Below are 14,344 nucleotides of genomic sequence, written 5' to 3' on the forward strand. Positions count from 1 at the left end.
CTCGCGCTGTTGGGTCCATGCTGAAGTCTGGAGTGGGCATTACAGCGTATGTTGATTAGCCGGATAGACGTTCGACGATCTGCCGTGGACCCTGTGGCAGAGGTTCCCCGGTGAGCGCGGCGGGAACCGCCGCAGTCCAATCCGGCAAGGCGCAGGACGGCGCCGCCGAAGCCATCCATGTCGAGAACCTGCACAAGAAATTCGGCCATCTGCATGTGCTGAAAGGCGTTTCGCTGTCGGCGCGCGACGGCGAGGTGATCGCCATTATCGGCGGCTCGGGTTCCGGCAAGTCGACGCTGCTGCGCTGCATCAACTGCCTGGAAAACCCGACCAGCGGCATCATCCGCGTCAATGGCGAGGAGATCAAACTCAAGGCCGACAGCCACGGCCACACCGTGCCCGCCGACCGCCGGCAGATCGAACGCATCCGCGCCAAGCTCGGCATGGTGTTCCAGAACTTCAACCTGTGGAGCCACATGACGCTGATCGAGAACGTCATCGAGGTTCCGGTGCATGTTCTGGGCGTCAGGCGCGACGTGGCGATCAGGGAAGCCGAAAAGCTTTTGGCGCGCGTCGGCCTGGCCGAAAAGCGCGACGTCTATCCGGCCTATCTCTCGGGAGGCCAGCAGCAGCGCGCGGCGATCGCCCGCGCCCTGGCCATCAACCCGCGCGTCATGCTGTTCGACGAGCCGACCTCGGCGCTCGACCCGGAGCTGGTCGGCGAGGTGCTGAAGGTGATCGGCGACCTGGCGCGCGAGGGCCGCACCATGGTGCTGGTCACGCATGAAATGAAATTCGCCCGCGAGGTCGCGACCCATGTCGTCTACCTCTGCAACGGGCTGGTCGAGGAAGAGGGGCCGCCGGAGCAGATATTCGGCGCACCGAAATCCGAAAGGCTGAAGCAGTTCATCCGCAACATCGGCTAGGACAAGCCGGGACGGAAGAAAACCGGGAACCAACAACAAACTGGGAGTCGTGACATGAAGACTGTTCTGAAAACATTCGCCGCAGCGCTGCTGCTCGGCGTCGCCGCCATGGGCGTGGCCAAGGCCGATCCGGTCAAGATCGGCGTCGCCGCCGAGCCCTATCCGCCCTTCACCTCGCCGGACGCTTCCGGCAAATGGGTTGGCTGGGAAATCGAGTTCATCGACGCCGTCTGCGCCGAGGAGAAGCTCGACTGCGTCATCACGCCTGTCGCCTGGGACGGCATCATCCCGGCGCTGACGACCAAGAAGATCGACGTCATCGCCAGTTCGATGTCGATCACTGCCGAACGCGAGAAGACCATCGACTTCTCGGATAAGTACTACAACACGCCGACCGCCATCATCGGGCCGAAGGACCAGAAATTCGGCGCCACGCCGGACGATCTCAAGGGCAAAGTGCTCGGCGTGCAGGTGTCGACCACCCATTCGGCCTATGCCAAGAAGCATTTCGGGCCCACGGCCGCCGAGATCAAGGAATACCAGACGCAGGACGAAGCCAACAACGATCTGGCCGCAGGCCGCCTCGACGCCGTCCAGGCGGATTCGATCGCGCTCGACGCATTTCTGAAGTCGGACCAGGGCAAGGCCTGCTGCGATCTGAAGGGCATGGTGGCTCCGGACGATGAAGTGCTCGGACCGGGCGTGGGCGCCGGCGTGCGCAAGGAAGACACCGACCTTAAGGCCAAGATCAACGCCGGCATCAAGGCGATCCGCTCGAACGGCAAATATGACGAGATATCGAAGAAATACTTCGATTTCGACATTTACGGTGGTGGCGGCGCGCAGTCGAACTGACGATCCTCGCATGAGCTGAGGGGCATGGCGCCAACGCCATGCCCCTCCTGCCCGACCTTTCCCAGACATGCTTGCCGCCGGCGCTGCCGTCGGCGGTGGTTGGACCCAGCAATCCGGGGGCGACGCTGATCGACGCACTTCTTTCGGCCTCGGCGGCCGGCATCATAGAACTTCTCTCGCCCAATCCGCCGGGCTGGGGCGGCACGCTGTTGCTTGGGCTGCTCCATTCGATCGAGATCGCGCTCGGCGCCACGGTCCTCGGTCTTCTGATCGGCACCGGTGGCGCCTTTGGCAAGCTCTATGGCGGTCCTGTCGTGCGCGACCTGCTGGCGGTTTACACCACCATCGTGCGCGCCGTGCCCGAACTGGTGCTGATCCTGCTGCTCTATTATGCCGGAACAGACCTGATCAACCAGGCGCTGACCGCTATGGGCTACCAGCGCGTCGACATCAGCGGCCTTGCCGCGGGCATCGCCGTGCTCGGCTTTGTCCAGGGCGCCTATTCGACCGAAGTGATCCGCGGCGCCATCCTGGCCATACCGCAGGGCCAGATCGAAGCCGCCCGCGCCTATGGCATGTCACCCGGGCTCATGCTGCGGCGCATCACCTTGCCGGCAATGCTGCCCTTCGCCATACCCGGGCTCGCCAATCTGTGGCTGATCGCCACCAAGGATACGGCCCTTCTGGCGGTCGTCGGCTTTTACGAACTGGCGCTGGCGACGCGGCAGGCGGCGGGCGTCACCAAAGCCTATTTCACCTTCTTTTTCGCCGCGGGCGTGCTCTATCTCATCTTGTCGCTGGTCTCCAACCTGCTCATCGGCCGCCTCGAGGCCTGGTCGCGGCGCGGTATGCCGTCGCTCAAGGATGCGCGCTGATGGCCGGAGAAGCGACCATCATCAACGCTGCCGCGCGCACGTCGCTGTGGCTGCAGCCGCATCGCATCGTGCTGATCCTGGTCGCGATCGCGCTGGTTTTCGGCGCAGCCTTCTTCATGCGCTGGGATTGGCTGCCGCAATATTACGAAATGGGGCTTCTCGGCATCTGGCGGTCGCTGTGGATCCTGGCCGTCACCTGCTTTCTCGGCTTCCTGCTCGCCGTGCCGCTCGGGCTGGCGCAGGCCGCCGGCCCGTTCTGGCTTTCCGCTCCAGCCAGGACATTCTGCACCGTCATCAGGGGCACGCCGCTGCTGATCCAGCTGTGGCTGCTCTATTACGGGCTGGGCTCGCTGTTTCCGCAATATCCGTGGATTCGCGAATCCTGGATGTGGCCGTATCTCAGGCAAGCCTGGCCCTATGGCGTGCTGGCGTTGACCTTGTCATTCGCCGGCTATGAGGGCGAAGTGATGCGCGGCGCCTTTGCCGGCGTGCCCAAGGGGCAGCTCGAGGCAGCCCGCGCCTTCGGCATGAGCCGCTGGAAGATTTTCCGCCGCATCTGGCTGCCGCAGGCCATCTACCGGGCGCTGCCGACGCTGACCGGCGAAACCGTGCTGCAGCTGAAGTCGACGCCGCTGGTGGCGACGATCAGCGTCATCGACATCTTCGCAGTCTCGTCCAAGGTCCGGCAGGACACCTACCTCACCTACGAACCCTTGCTGCTTTTGGCGCTGATCTACATGATCATCACCGGCATACTGGTGTTTGCATTCAGCAAGATCGAGGCGCGCATACCGAACAAGGTGGGCTAGGGAACAGTGAGCAGGCAGTAGTGAGTAGTCAGCATATGACCGGGAAACCGCTTGCTTTCGCTACTCCCTACTGACTACTCCCTACTCACTCTCACCACCAATCGGGTCCGCACCATGCAACTCTCTCTCGACCAGGCAACAGGGCTGTGCCGGATGGCGGCGCTCGGCGCCGGCGCCAATGAGGAGGCGGCGAGGTCGCTCACCGCCTCGATCATTGCCGCCGAGGCGGAAGGGCTTTCGACCGTCGGGCTGACCCATTTCATCGATTACCTCGAAGCGCTGGAAGCCGGCCGCATCGACGGCAATGCCGATCCCGTGATCACCAGGCCGGCGCTCGCCGTCTATCTCTCCGATGCGCGTGGCGGCCTCGCCCATACCGGCTTCGACCGCACCATCGACGACCTCGCCAAGGCGGCAAGGCTGTTCGGCGTCGCCATCTTCTCGCAGAAGAACGCTTATACCTGCGGCGCACTAGGCTATTTCACCGGGCGTCTGGCGCAATTGGGATTGGTCTCCTTCGCCGCCACCAACGGGCCGGCGGTGCTGGCAGGCTCGGGCTCGGTCAAGCCGGTCTATTGCACCAACCCGATGTCGTTTGCGGCACCCGCCGCTGATGGCGCGCCGCTGGTCATCGACCAGTCGTCGAGCGCCACCGCCTTCGTCAACATCCGCAAGGCGGCCGAGGACGGCAAGAAGATCCCCGAAGGCTGGGCGCTGGACGCCAGCGGCAACCCGACCACCGATCCGGCCGCGGCCATGAAGGGCGCCATGCTGGCCTTCGGCGGCCAGCGCGGCGCCAACATCGCGCTGATGGTCGAAGTGCTGGCGGCTGGCCTGTCGGGCGCCAACTGGTCGCTCGACGCGCCCTGGTTCTCCGGCGGACCGGACAGCCCGGGAACCGGCCTGTTCGTGCTCGCCGTCGAGCCCAAGCTGCTCGACCCGGATTTTGAGCAGCGCATGAAGGACCAGCTCGACCGGCTGCGCCGGCGCTTTGGCGTGCACGTGCCGGGCCGGGCGCGGGCCGAAGCGGCGGAGAAGGCGCAGGCGCGCGGCATCAACGCCCCCAAAGCCGTGGTGCAGCGCATTTCCGAATTCGCCGAGCGCTATTCGGGCTGAAGAATCCTTCTTTATCAAACAATTTAAACTGACCTTCCGGTTGGCGACGGGCAGGCGCGCATTTGCGCCGCCTGCTGAACCTTCTTGCGTCTTGCGGCGACCCATCCTTGTCCAGGGCAAGGTGAGCTTGCCCGAACCAGACCGGAGGAAACACCCAACCAAATCGAAAGCCTGCTTCACGCGAAGGGTGTGCCCTTTGCGCTCCGGAAACATCAACCGCAATCAAAGGAAATCATCATGACCAACACCAAGACCACCCTGCTGATAGCAGTCCTTCTGCTCGGTTCTTTCATGGGCGCCACCCAGGCGGCCTCCCTGAAGGCCGCGCCGGTCAAGCCATCTTCGGCCGGCGTCATCACGGCTCCGAGCGGCGGTGCAACCGAGGACCATTACTGCAAGAACGGCCACGCCAAATTTGCCAATTGCAGCGCCGACTTCATCGCGGCCTGCAAGCAGGTCGGCGGCACCATGTCGGATGTCCAGGGCTGGGGTGGGCGTACTTGCTTCACGCCCTCCTGATACCGTCTCAGGTCAGGCCGCTCCGTCGGCCCCTGGCTTCGTCCTGATGCTGCCCGGAAAACCCCGCTTCGGCGGGGTTTTCTGCGTTTCATCCCTCCGTGAGCAATAAACATGACGGTGAAAGTTAACTTTTGTTAACTTGACTTGATGGGACCATCGGGCGTTTGCGAGAGGTCATCACAACAACAGGAGCTACGATGTCCGCAACCACCGACGCCTCCCGCGGCAGACTGATCATTCCGGTGTTTGGCCGCCTGTACTCGTCGCTGCATGACGGCGCCGAAACCCTTCTGCGCGTCGTCGCCGGCGGGTTTCTCACCATTCACGGCTCGCAGAAGATCACCAACCCTTTCGGCGCCGCCGAGATGGTCGAAGGCCTCGGCTTCTATCCCGGCGCGTTCTGGTCGTTGCTTTTGTCCTGCACCGAATTCTTCGGCGGCATTCTGATCGCCATCGGCCTGTTGACTCGGCCCGCCGCCTTTGCCGGCATGATCGTGCTGCTGGTCACCGTCTGGTTCCACTGGATCACTGTCGGCCAGGGCTTTTCCGGCGCTGAAAAGTCGCTTCTATGGGCGGCGATCCTGCTGTTCTTCGTTATCCGCGGCGGCAACCGCCAGTCGGTCGACGCGCGCCTCGGCAAGGCGTTCTGAAGGGTCTATAAGAGGGTGGCAGCGACGACGCGTCACCCTTTGCCTTTGGCCCAAAACGGACTATGAAACGGCTTCAGCCAAGCTTTCGAGCGCCGGAGCCAGCCATGACCGAAATCCTGCAGATCCCCAAGCTCGTGGTCGTCTTCGGCGGCTCCGGCTTCGTCGGCCGCCACATCGTGCGGGCGCTGGCCAAGCGCGGCTACCGCATCAGGGTGGCGGTGCGCCGGCCCGATCTGGCGGGACATCTGCAGCCGCTCGGCAATGTCGGCCAGATCCAGCCGGTGCAGGCCAATGTGCGCGTGCGCTGGTCGGTCGACCGCGCCGTGCAGGGCGCCGACCATGTCATCAATCTGGTCGCCATCCCGCATGAAAGCGGCCGGCAGAAATTCAACACCGTGCACGAATTCGGCGCCCGCGCCGTCGCCGAAGCCGCACGCTCGGTCGGCGCAGGGCTCACCCACATCTCGGCGCTGGGCGCCGACCTCAACGCCGAATCCGACTATGCCCGCACCAAGGCGCTCGGCGAAAAGGCCGTCCTGGAGACGATCCCGGACGCCGTCATCTTCCGTCCGGCGATCAATTTCGGACCGGAGGACAGTTTCTTCAATCGCTTCGCCGACATGGCGCGCTATTCGCCGGTGCTGCCGCTGATCGGCGGCGGCCAGACCAAGTTCCAGCCGGTCTATGTCGGCGATGTCGCCGAAGCCGTGGCGCGTTCGGTCGAGGGCAAGGTCAAGGGTGGCCAGATCTATGAACTCGGCGGGCCGCAAGTGCTCACCTTCAAGCAGTGCATGGAAGAGCTGCTGACCGTCATCGAGCGCAAGCGGCTCCTGGTACCGGTGCCGTGGTGGATGGCCAATCTGCAGGCCTCGATCCTCGGCCTGCTGCCCAACCCGTTGCTGACCAAGGACCAGGTGCTGCTGCTGCGCCAGCCCAACATCGTGTCGGAGGAGGCCAACAAGGCCAACCGGAACCTTGCCGGCCTCGACATCCAGCCGCAGTCTATCGGCACCATCCTGCCCAGCTATCTCTGGCGCTTCCGCGCCGCAGGCCAGTTCCAGCGCAAGCCCGCCGGTATCGCGTAACAAGGCGTTGCGCCGTTAAACGCGCCGCGTGACCTGCATCGGCAGGCCGCCCTGCGGCTGTGTCGTCAGTTTCTGCACCGGCCACGGCTTGGTCTCGGCGGTCACATCGAAGCGGAAGCGCGACAGCATGATGGCCAGCGCAATGATCGCCTCCTGCATGGCGAAGCTGGCGCCGATGCAGATGCGCGGACCGGCGCCGAACGGCAGATACTGGAAGCGGTCGATCTTCTCGCGGTTTCCCGGATGGAAGCGTTCGGGCATGAAGGCGTCGGGCATGTCCCACAGTTTTCTGTGGCGGTGGACGACCCAAGGCATCACCAGTACGGCCGCGCGCTTGGGGAGCACCAGATCGTTCCAGGTCTCCGTCTCGATCGGCTCGCGGTTGATCGACGGCGCCGGCGGATAAAGCCGCAGCGCCTCCTGGAAGGCGGCGCGGGTGAACGGCATTGCCTCGAGCCATTTCGTTGGGTCGGGTTCGCGCGCCAGCACGGCCTCGATCTCGCGCTCGACCTTTTCGCGCTCCCACGGCGCTTCGGCGAGGCAGTAGATCGTCCAGCCCAGTGCCCGCGCGGTGGTCTCGTGGCCGGCGCCGATGAAGGTGATGATGTTGTCCTCGACTTCCGCCCGCGTCAGCCCGTCGGGGCCTTCGGCGCGCAGCAGAAGCGTCAGGAAATCCTGCGGCGCGGTGTCGGGGTCGCGCTTCAGCCGCTCCTCGCGCATCTTGACCGTATCGGTGACGATCTTGCGGAAATAGGCCATGGTCTTGCGGCCGCGGATGCGGGTCAGCCGCGGCAGCCATTCGGGCGCGCGCAACAGGTCGAGCGGATCGACGCGGCCCATGGTCTCGAACAGGCGGTCGATCTCCTGCGCGAAACTGCCGGGCTCGCCCGCAATCTCGCCCGAAAACAGCGTCTCGGCCAGGATATCGTAGGTGAGCAGCGTCATGTCATGGGCGACATCGGTCATGCCGCCTTCGTCATAGCGGGCGACGAACTGCATCGTGCGGCGCAGCATCGGCTCGGCGAAGCCGAAGATATGCCGCGGCGTGAACACCGGCGCCATCGCCTTGCGCGAGCGCTTCCACACCTCGCCTTCGGCGGTCAACAGCCCGTCGCGCAAGATCGGTCGCAGGATCATCTGGCGCACCGTCGCCATCTTGTAGTTCTTGGCGTTGTCGATCAGCACGTGGCGGATAAGGCCGGGATCGTTGGCGACGATCAGATGCCCGCCGACGCCATTCGCCGAAATCCAGGGCTCGTTGTAGGTGTGCTCGCCCCACAGTTCGAGCGGATTGCGGTAGACGATCCGCATCATCTCCAGCGTCGAAGGCGGCGTCGTGCGCGGCCTGGGCGCCGGCGGCACGAAGGGGACGGGCTGCGTGTCCATGAGGTGCTCCGCTGATAGCTCAGATGTAGTGGCTGGCAATCCGGGCGTCCATGTGACCGAACGGCAAACTGAAACGCTGCAGCGCCCGGTGTGCCCGACAGACGGTGTGTTCATCGGATCGTGACCGCCGGTGAAACGGTTGCGGCTTGTCCGGTTGGACACTCTGCCATAGGTGACAGTTACCAACAGCTACTGCCAATCGCCCAGGAGAGTCCGCTTGAAGCACAAGCTGAACATCATAATCGGCAGCACGCGGCCGGGCCGCGCCGGGCCGGTCTTCGCCCACTGGCTGGAGGATTTTGCCCGCGAGCACGGCAAATTCGAACCGGTGCTGACCGACATTGCCACGTTCCATCTGCCGGTTCTGGACGAGCCGCATCACCCCAGGCTCGGCAATTACCAGAACGACCACACCAAAGCCTGGTCGAAGGTCATTGATGCCGCCGACGCCTTCGTGTTCGTGGCGCCGGAGTACAATTATTTCGTGGCGCCTGCGATCGTCAACGCCATCGACTACCTTGCGCGCGAATGGAAATACAAGCCAGCCGCCATCTTCAGCTATGGCGGCATTTCCGGAGGCCTGCGCGCCGCGCAGGCGCTGAAGCCGCTGCTGACCGCGGTGGGCGTCATGCCCATCTCGGAAGGCGTCGCGCTGCCGATGTATCAGAAACTGCTGGAGAGCGACGGCTCCTTCCAGGCTAGTGAGCAGGTAGAGGGTGGGACCAAGACCATGCTGGACGAGCTCTCGCGCTGGAGCGGGGCGCTGAAGCCGATGCGGGCTACGTAACGCAGCCGGCCCCGGCTTGCTCATGCCATAAAGAGGTGGAATGGTCGGCAGGTGACTGAGCCGGGGGCGGTTCGATTTGCGCCTGTTGTTTGCCTTGCTGTTGATGCTTGCGACCACCGCCACAGCGGTGGCGGAGCGGCGCGTGGCGTTGGTCATTGCCGAGGACGACTACCGGCTGGTGCGGCCGCTGGCCAATCCTGTCAATGACGGCGAGGTGATGGAAGTGGCGCTGAAGAAGCTCGGCTTCGAGGTCGTGGTCGAGACCAATCGTGATCTCAGGCGCATGCGCCGGGCTCTCGACGATTTTCGCGAGGACGCCATGGGCGCCGACGTGGCGCTGGTGTATTTCTCCGGCCATGGCGTCGAAATCTCCGGCGACAACCGTCTTCTGCCGGTCGATGCCGATGCCTCCTCGCTCGACCAGCTGGAGAAGACCAGCCTGCCGTTGGAGGAAGTGCGCGATGCGGTTGCCGCCACGGCGAAGGTCGGGCTGATCGTGCTCGACGCCTGCCGCAGCGATCCGTTCACAGGCGGCAACGGCGACGGGCGTGGCGCCACATCGCTGATCAAGGACCTGGTGGACAAGATCAAGCCGGGCCTCGGACGCGTCGGCAAGGCGGAAAACATCCTGTTCGCCTTTTCGGCGGCGCCCGGCGAGACGGCTGCCGACGGTACCGGTGCGAATTCGCCCTTTACAGCGGCGCTGATCAAATACCTCGGCACCGACGGGCTCGAAATCCGCTCGGTGCTGACGCTGGTGCAGCAGGAGGTCTACGACCTTTCGCGCGGAAAACAGCTGCCCTACGTCGAGAGCGGGCTGCCGAAGCTGTTCTTCGCCTCGGCGGCCAAGGAACAACTGCCGGAGCGCGAGCGGCTGTTGCTTGCCATGGCCGATGTGACGCCGGAAATGCGCGGCGCGGTCGAACGGGTCGCCAGCGATGCCGACATGCCGCTGGCGCCGCTCTATGGCGCGCTGATCAGTTCCGACACCAGCCATCTCTCCGGCGAAAGCCTGGACGCCAAGCTGCGCGAGGCGGCCGACGCCTTCGTCAAGGTGCGCGGCGAGATGAAGACGCTGGCCGCCGACGACCCGCAGGTGACCGAACTGCGCCGCCAGGCCGAGGAACAGTTGGCGCTCGGCGCTTTCGATGGTGCACGCGTGATCCTCGCCAAGGCCGCCGACGTCGACAATGTCTCGCGCCAGGCGTTGAAGGCCAATTTCGTCAGCCGCACCCTGTCCGAAGCCGCGACGCGATTTCTCTCGGGCGGCGCGGCGCGTGCCACCCTGGACTATGCAACCGCCATCAAGGACTATGAAACGGTGCTGGCGCTCTATGGCGAAGCCGGGCAGACCTCGCTCAGCCTGGAACAGGCCGACCGCCAAAGCCGCACGCTGGAAGAGCTCGGCATCCTCTACACAACGGTCGGCAACACCGACGCCGCCGGCCGCGCCTTTGCGGCGCTGGTCGCCAATCTTGAGCAGCGAGCGCGCCAGGAAACCGATCCGAGCGTCAAGCGCGACCTCGCCATCGGCCATATCAAGTTCGCCAACATCAAGATGGCGCAAGGCGATCTGCCGGCCTCCCTGCAAAACTATGAGGCGGCCAGGGACATGTTGCAGGGCCTGACCACAGACGTGCCGGACAAGAAGGACTGGCTCGGCGATCTCGCCATGGCCAATGACAAGATCGGCAATGTGCTGGCCACGCAAGGCGACCTGGGTGCGGCAGCCCAGGCCTACCAGCAAAGCCTGTCCATCAAGCAGCAATTGGCCGATGCCGAGCCGAACAGCGTCTATCTGCTGCGCGACCTGACCATTACCTACGACGAAATCGGCGGTCTTGCCCGTACCGCCGGCCAGCTGGATGGCGCCCAGACTGCATTCGAAGAGAGCCTGAGAATTCGGCTGGCGCTGGCGCAGAACAACCCCGACGACCCCAGGCATCAGCGCGCCGTCTCCGTCAGCTACACCAGGATCGGCGACGTCCTGCGCGAGCGTGGCGACGCTGCGGGCGCGCTCGACGCCTACAACAAGAGCCAAATAATCGCCGAAGCGCTGGTGCGCCGCGACTCAAACGACACCGATTTGAAGCGCGACCTGTCGGTCGGTTACGCCAAGATCGGCAATGCTTACGGCGACCAGAAGGACTGGCCATTCGCGTTGGAGGCCTACCAGCAGGCGCTGGCCACGGCGCGAGACCTTGCCGCCAGCGACCCAGGCAACACCGATTGGCAGCGCGACCTGTCGGTCTGTCTGGAAAAAATTGCCGGCGTGTTTGATGCCCAGGGCGATATCGCCGGTGCTTTGCAGAACTACCAGGACAGTCTCGTCATTGCCGACCGGTTGGCAAATCTCGACCCGGGCAATTCCGACTGGCAGCGCGACCTGTCGATCACGTTCGAGGAAATAGGCCTGCTGGAGACCAAGCAGCGCCACTATGAGGGCTCGAAGAAGGCCTTCGAAGCCAGCCTGGCCATCCGCCAGCGGTTGGCCCTGTCCGATCCGGACAATGCGATCTGGCAATTCGATCTGGTACAGGCCTATATCAACTATGCCTATGTGGCGAAGAATCCGAAGGCTGTGTTGTCGCAGGCGCTAGACCTGACGCTGGAGCTTGACCGCACAGGCAAACTGGCGCCGAGGGACAAACCCACGATCAAATATCTGCGCCGTCTTCTGGCCAAATTGAAAGCCGCGAAAAAATAGCCGGCTGCCAGCTCGGGATTCAGCCCTGAAATGCCCGCAAACCTTGGAAAAACCGCCTTTTGCGCCTATATCTAGGACATCAAAGCGGCGTGATTCGAAGCCATTTTTTCGCGCTGAGCATGCGGCATCAATCAGACAGGTTTTCATGAGCGATCAAAGCGACAACGCCAACGGCGCTGAGGCCGAATACGGCGCCGATTCCATCAAGGTTTTGAAGGGGTTGGACGCTGTCCGCAAGCGGCCGGGCATGTATATCGGCGACACCGACGACGGCTCGGGCCTGCATCACATGGTCTATGAGGTGGTCGACAACGCCATCGACGAGGCGCTGGCCGGCCATGCCGATCTGGTCACGGTGACGCTCAATCCCGACGGTTCGGTCACCGTTATCGACAATGGCCGCGGGATTCCGACCGATATTCACACTGGCGAAGGCATTTCGGCGGCCGAAGTGATCATGACGCAGCTGCATGCCGGCGGCAAATTCGACCAGAATTCCTACAAGGTGTCTGGCGGCCTGCACGGCGTCGGCGTCTCGGTGGTCAACGCGTTGTCGGCCTGGCTGAAGCTGAAAATCCGCCGCAACGGCCAGATTTTCGAGATGAGCTTCACGCATGGCAATGCCGATGCGCCGCTCAAGGCGACCGGCAGCTATGAGCAGAACAAGCAGCCCGGCACCTATGAGGGCCGCAGCGGTTCCGAGATCACCTTCTTTCCGTCGTCCGAAACCTTCACCATGGTCGAGTTCGACTTCGGCACGCTGGAGCACCGGCTGCGCGAGCTCGCCTTCCTGAATTCCGGCGTGCGCATCATTTTGACCGATGCCCGCCATGCCGATCTCGTGCGCCACGAGTTGCACTATGATGGCGGCCTGGAAGAGTTCGTCAAATATCTCGACCGGGTCAAGAAACCGCTGATCGACAAGCCGATCGCCATCAAGGCCGAGCGCGACGGCATCACCGTCGAAGTGGCGATGTGGTGGAACGACAGCTACCACGAGAACGTGCTGGCCTTCACCAACAACATCCCGCAGCGCGATGGCGGCACCCATCTGGCCGGCTTCCGTGGCGCGCTGACGCGCCAGATCACCGGCTATGGCGAATCGTCGGGCCTGACCAAGAAGGAAAAGGTGGCGCTGATCGGCGACGACTGCCGCGAAGGCCTGACGGCGGTGCTGTCGGTCAAGGTTCCCGACCCGAAATTCTCCTCCCAGACCAAGGACAAGCTGGTCTCGTCGGAAGTCCGCCCGGTGGTCGAAGGCCTGGTCAACGAGGCGCTTGGCACCTGGCTGGAAGAACACCCGACCGAGGGCAAGGTGGTCATCGACAAGGTGATCCAGGCGGCCGCGGCGCGCGAAGCCGCGCGCAAGGCCCGAGACATCACCCGCAAAAGCTCGCTCGGCGTCACCTCTCTGCCTGGCAAGCTTGCCGACTGCCAGGAACGCGACCCGGCGAAATCCGAAATCTTCATCGTCGAGGGTGACTCGGCCGGCGGCTCTGCCAAGGGCGGCCGTTCGCGCCAGAACCAGGCAATCCTGCCGTTGCGCGGCAAGATACTCAATGTCGAGCGGGCGCGCTTCGACCGCATGCTCGGCTCCGAGATGATCGGCACGCTGATCACCGCGCTCGGCACCTCGATCGGCAAGGACGAGTTCAACGCCGACAAATTGCGCTACCACAAGATCATCCTGATGACCGACGCCGACGTCGACGGCGCCCATATCAGGACCTTGCTGCTCACCTTCTTCTTCCGCCAGATGCCGGAGCTGATCGAGCGCGGCCATCTCTACATCGCCCAGCCGCCGCTCTACAAAGTGACGCGCGGAAAAAGCTCGCAATACATCAAGGACGAGAGCGCCTTCGAGGAGTTCCTGATCGGCTCCGGGCTGGAGGAGGCGTCGCTGACGCTTGCCTCCGGCGAGGCGCGGGCCGGACAGGATCTGCGCGGCTCGATCGATGATGCACTGGCCGTGCGCCAGCTCATCAACGGGCTGCACACGCGCTACAACAGGGGCGTGGTCGAACAGGCGGCGATCGCCGGCGCGCTCAACGCCGATGTGCTAAACGACCTCGGCCGCGCCAATGCCATGGCCGAACGCGTCGCCCAGCGCCTTGACATCATTGCCGAGGACACCGAGCGCGGCTGGACCGGCCGGCTGTCGACCTCCAATGAAGGCGTCGGCGGCTATGTGTTCGAACGCACGGTGCGCAGCGTCAAGGAATTCGCGCAGCTCGATGCCGGGCTGATAAATTCGGCCGACGCACGCCAGCTCGACCGCTATGCCCCGCGCCTCATGGAAGTCTATGGCGAGCCGCCGGTGCTGCGCCGCAAGGATGTCTCCGAAACCATTTCGGGGCCGCTGGCGCTGCTCAACGCGGTGTTTGCGACCGGCCGCAAGGGCCTGACCATGCAGCGCTACAAGGGCCTCGGCGAGATGAATGCCGAGCAGCTCTGGGAAACCACGCTCGACCCGAATGTGCGTTCGCTGCTGCAGGTCAAGGTCAATGACGCCACCGATGCGGATTCGCTGTTTTCGCGGCTGATGGGCGACGAGGTCGAACCGCGGCGCGAATTCATCCAGGACAACGCGCTGTCAGTTGCCAATCTGGACATTTGAGGGCTGGGGGCC

At 63.9% G+C, this 14,344-nt stretch carries 12 protein-coding genes; 11 read left to right on the forward strand and 1 reads right to left on the reverse strand.

The window, feature by feature from the left end; all coding sequences use genetic code 11:
* The first annotated feature begins 110 nt into the window (after window positions 1-110).
* The 8 genes from X728_RS142970 (at window position 111) to X728_RS142935 (ending at window position 6,835) form a co-directional block, all read left to right on the forward strand.
* Entirely contained in the window at window positions 111-926 is an 816-nt protein-coding gene (locus tag X728_RS142970) for an ABC transporter ATP-binding protein (RefSeq protein WP_023671322.1), read from the forward strand.
* A gap of 54 nt (window positions 927-980) precedes the next feature.
* A complete protein-coding gene (locus X728_RS142965) occupies window positions 981-1,781 on the forward strand; it encodes a transporter substrate-binding domain-containing protein (RefSeq protein ID WP_023671323.1) in 801 nt (266 codons plus the stop codon).
* A 161-nt stretch (window positions 1,782-1,942) separates the two neighbouring features.
* The gene (locus X728_RS142960; RefSeq protein ID WP_196813869.1) at window positions 1,943-2,656 is read left to right on the forward strand and encodes an ABC transporter permease; all 714 of its coding nucleotides are present in this window, start codon (window positions 1,943-1,945) and stop codon (window positions 2,654-2,656) included.
* The gene (locus X728_RS142955; protein WP_023689221.1) at window positions 2,656-3,465 is read left to right on the forward strand and encodes an ABC transporter permease; all 810 of its coding nucleotides are present in this window, start codon (window positions 2,656-2,658) and stop codon (window positions 3,463-3,465) included. Before X728_RS142960 ends, X728_RS142955 begins: the two co-directional genes overlap by 1 nt.
* Before the next feature lie 114 nt (window positions 3,466-3,579).
* A complete protein-coding gene (locus tag X728_RS142950) occupies window positions 3,580-4,581 on the forward strand; it encodes an Ldh family oxidoreductase (protein ID WP_023695926.1) in 1,002 nt (333 codons plus the stop codon).
* Between the two features lie 237 nt (window positions 4,582-4,818).
* Window positions 4,819-5,100: a hypothetical protein gene (locus X728_RS142945; RefSeq protein ID WP_023671327.1), complete on the forward strand. Its 282-nt coding sequence runs from the start codon at window positions 4,819-4,821 to the stop codon at window positions 5,098-5,100.
* Window positions 5,101-5,297: 197 nt separating this feature from the next.
* Window positions 5,298-5,750, forward strand: a complete 453-nt coding sequence (locus X728_RS142940; protein WP_023671328.1) for a DoxX family protein — start codon at window positions 5,298-5,300, stop codon at window positions 5,748-5,750.
* A gap of 104 nt (window positions 5,751-5,854) precedes the next feature.
* Window positions 5,855-6,835, forward strand: coding sequence for a complex I NDUFA9 subunit family protein (locus tag X728_RS142935; RefSeq protein WP_023695927.1), 981 nt, complete (start codon window positions 5,855-5,857; stop codon window positions 6,833-6,835).
* A 15-nt stretch (window positions 6,836-6,850) separates the two neighbouring features.
* Here X728_RS142935 and X728_RS142930 read toward each other — a convergent pair whose 3' ends face one another.
* Window positions 6,851-8,221, reverse strand: coding sequence for a cytochrome P450 (locus tag X728_RS142930; RefSeq protein WP_023832575.1), 1,371 nt, complete (start codon window positions 8,219-8,221; stop codon window positions 6,851-6,853).
* A gap of 217 nt (window positions 8,222-8,438) precedes the next feature.
* Between X728_RS142930 and X728_RS142925 the strand changes: the two genes are divergently transcribed.
* The 3 genes from X728_RS142925 (at window position 8,439) to gyrB (ending at window position 14,332) form a co-directional block, all read left to right on the forward strand.
* Window positions 8,439-9,008 (forward strand): NADPH-dependent FMN reductase, encoded by a 570-nt coding sequence (locus X728_RS142925; protein ID WP_023683526.1) that lies wholly within the window; start codon window positions 8,439-8,441, stop codon window positions 9,006-9,008.
* A 76-nt stretch (window positions 9,009-9,084) separates the two neighbouring features.
* Window positions 9,085-11,715 carry a caspase family protein gene (locus X728_RS142920; protein WP_023683525.1) on the forward strand — a complete coding sequence of 877 codons (2,631 nt, stop codon included), beginning with the start codon at window positions 9,085-9,087 and terminating at the stop codon, window positions 11,713-11,715.
* Window positions 11,716-11,860: 145 nt separating this feature from the next.
* On the forward strand, window positions 11,861-14,332 hold the full coding sequence (gene gyrB, locus X728_RS142915) for a DNA topoisomerase (ATP-hydrolyzing) subunit B (protein WP_023671333.1): 2,472 nt from the start codon (window positions 11,861-11,863) through the stop codon (window positions 14,330-14,332).
* The last annotated feature ends 12 nt before the right edge of the window (window positions 14,333-14,344 follow it).

Origin of the sequence: Mesorhizobium sp. L103C119B0, assembly GCF_000502235.1 — a bacterium.
GTDB lineage: Bacteria > Pseudomonadota > Alphaproteobacteria > Rhizobiales > Rhizobiaceae > Mesorhizobium.

What these genes read in the sequence shown, in the direction of transcription:
- X728_RS142965 (WP_023671323.1), top strand. Translation starts at nt 981, where the DNA reads ATGAAGACTGTTCTGAAAACATTCGCCGCAGCGCTGCTGCTCGGCGTC.
- X728_RS142955 (WP_023689221.1), top strand. Translation starts at nt 2,656, where the DNA reads ATGGCCGGAGAAGCGACCATCATCAACGCTGCCGCGCGCACGTCGCTG.
- X728_RS142950 (WP_023695926.1), top strand. Translation starts at nt 3,580, where the DNA reads ATGCAACTCTCTCTCGACCAGGCAACAGGGCTGTGCCGGATGGCGGCG.
- X728_RS142945 (WP_023671327.1), top strand. Translation starts at nt 4,819, where the DNA reads ATGACCAACACCAAGACCACCCTGCTGATAGCAGTCCTTCTGCTCGGT.
- X728_RS142940 (WP_023671328.1), top strand. Translation starts at nt 5,298, where the DNA reads ATGTCCGCAACCACCGACGCCTCCCGCGGCAGACTGATCATTCCGGTG.
- X728_RS142935 (WP_023695927.1), top strand. Translation starts at nt 5,855, where the DNA reads ATGACCGAAATCCTGCAGATCCCCAAGCTCGTGGTCGTCTTCGGCGGC.
- X728_RS142930 (WP_023832575.1), bottom strand. Translation starts at nt 8,221, where the DNA reads ATGGACACGCAGCCCGTCCCCTTCGTGCCGCCGGCGCCCAGGCCGCGC.
- gyrB (WP_023671333.1), top strand. Translation starts at nt 11,861, where the DNA reads ATGAGCGATCAAAGCGACAACGCCAACGGCGCTGAGGCCGAATACGGC.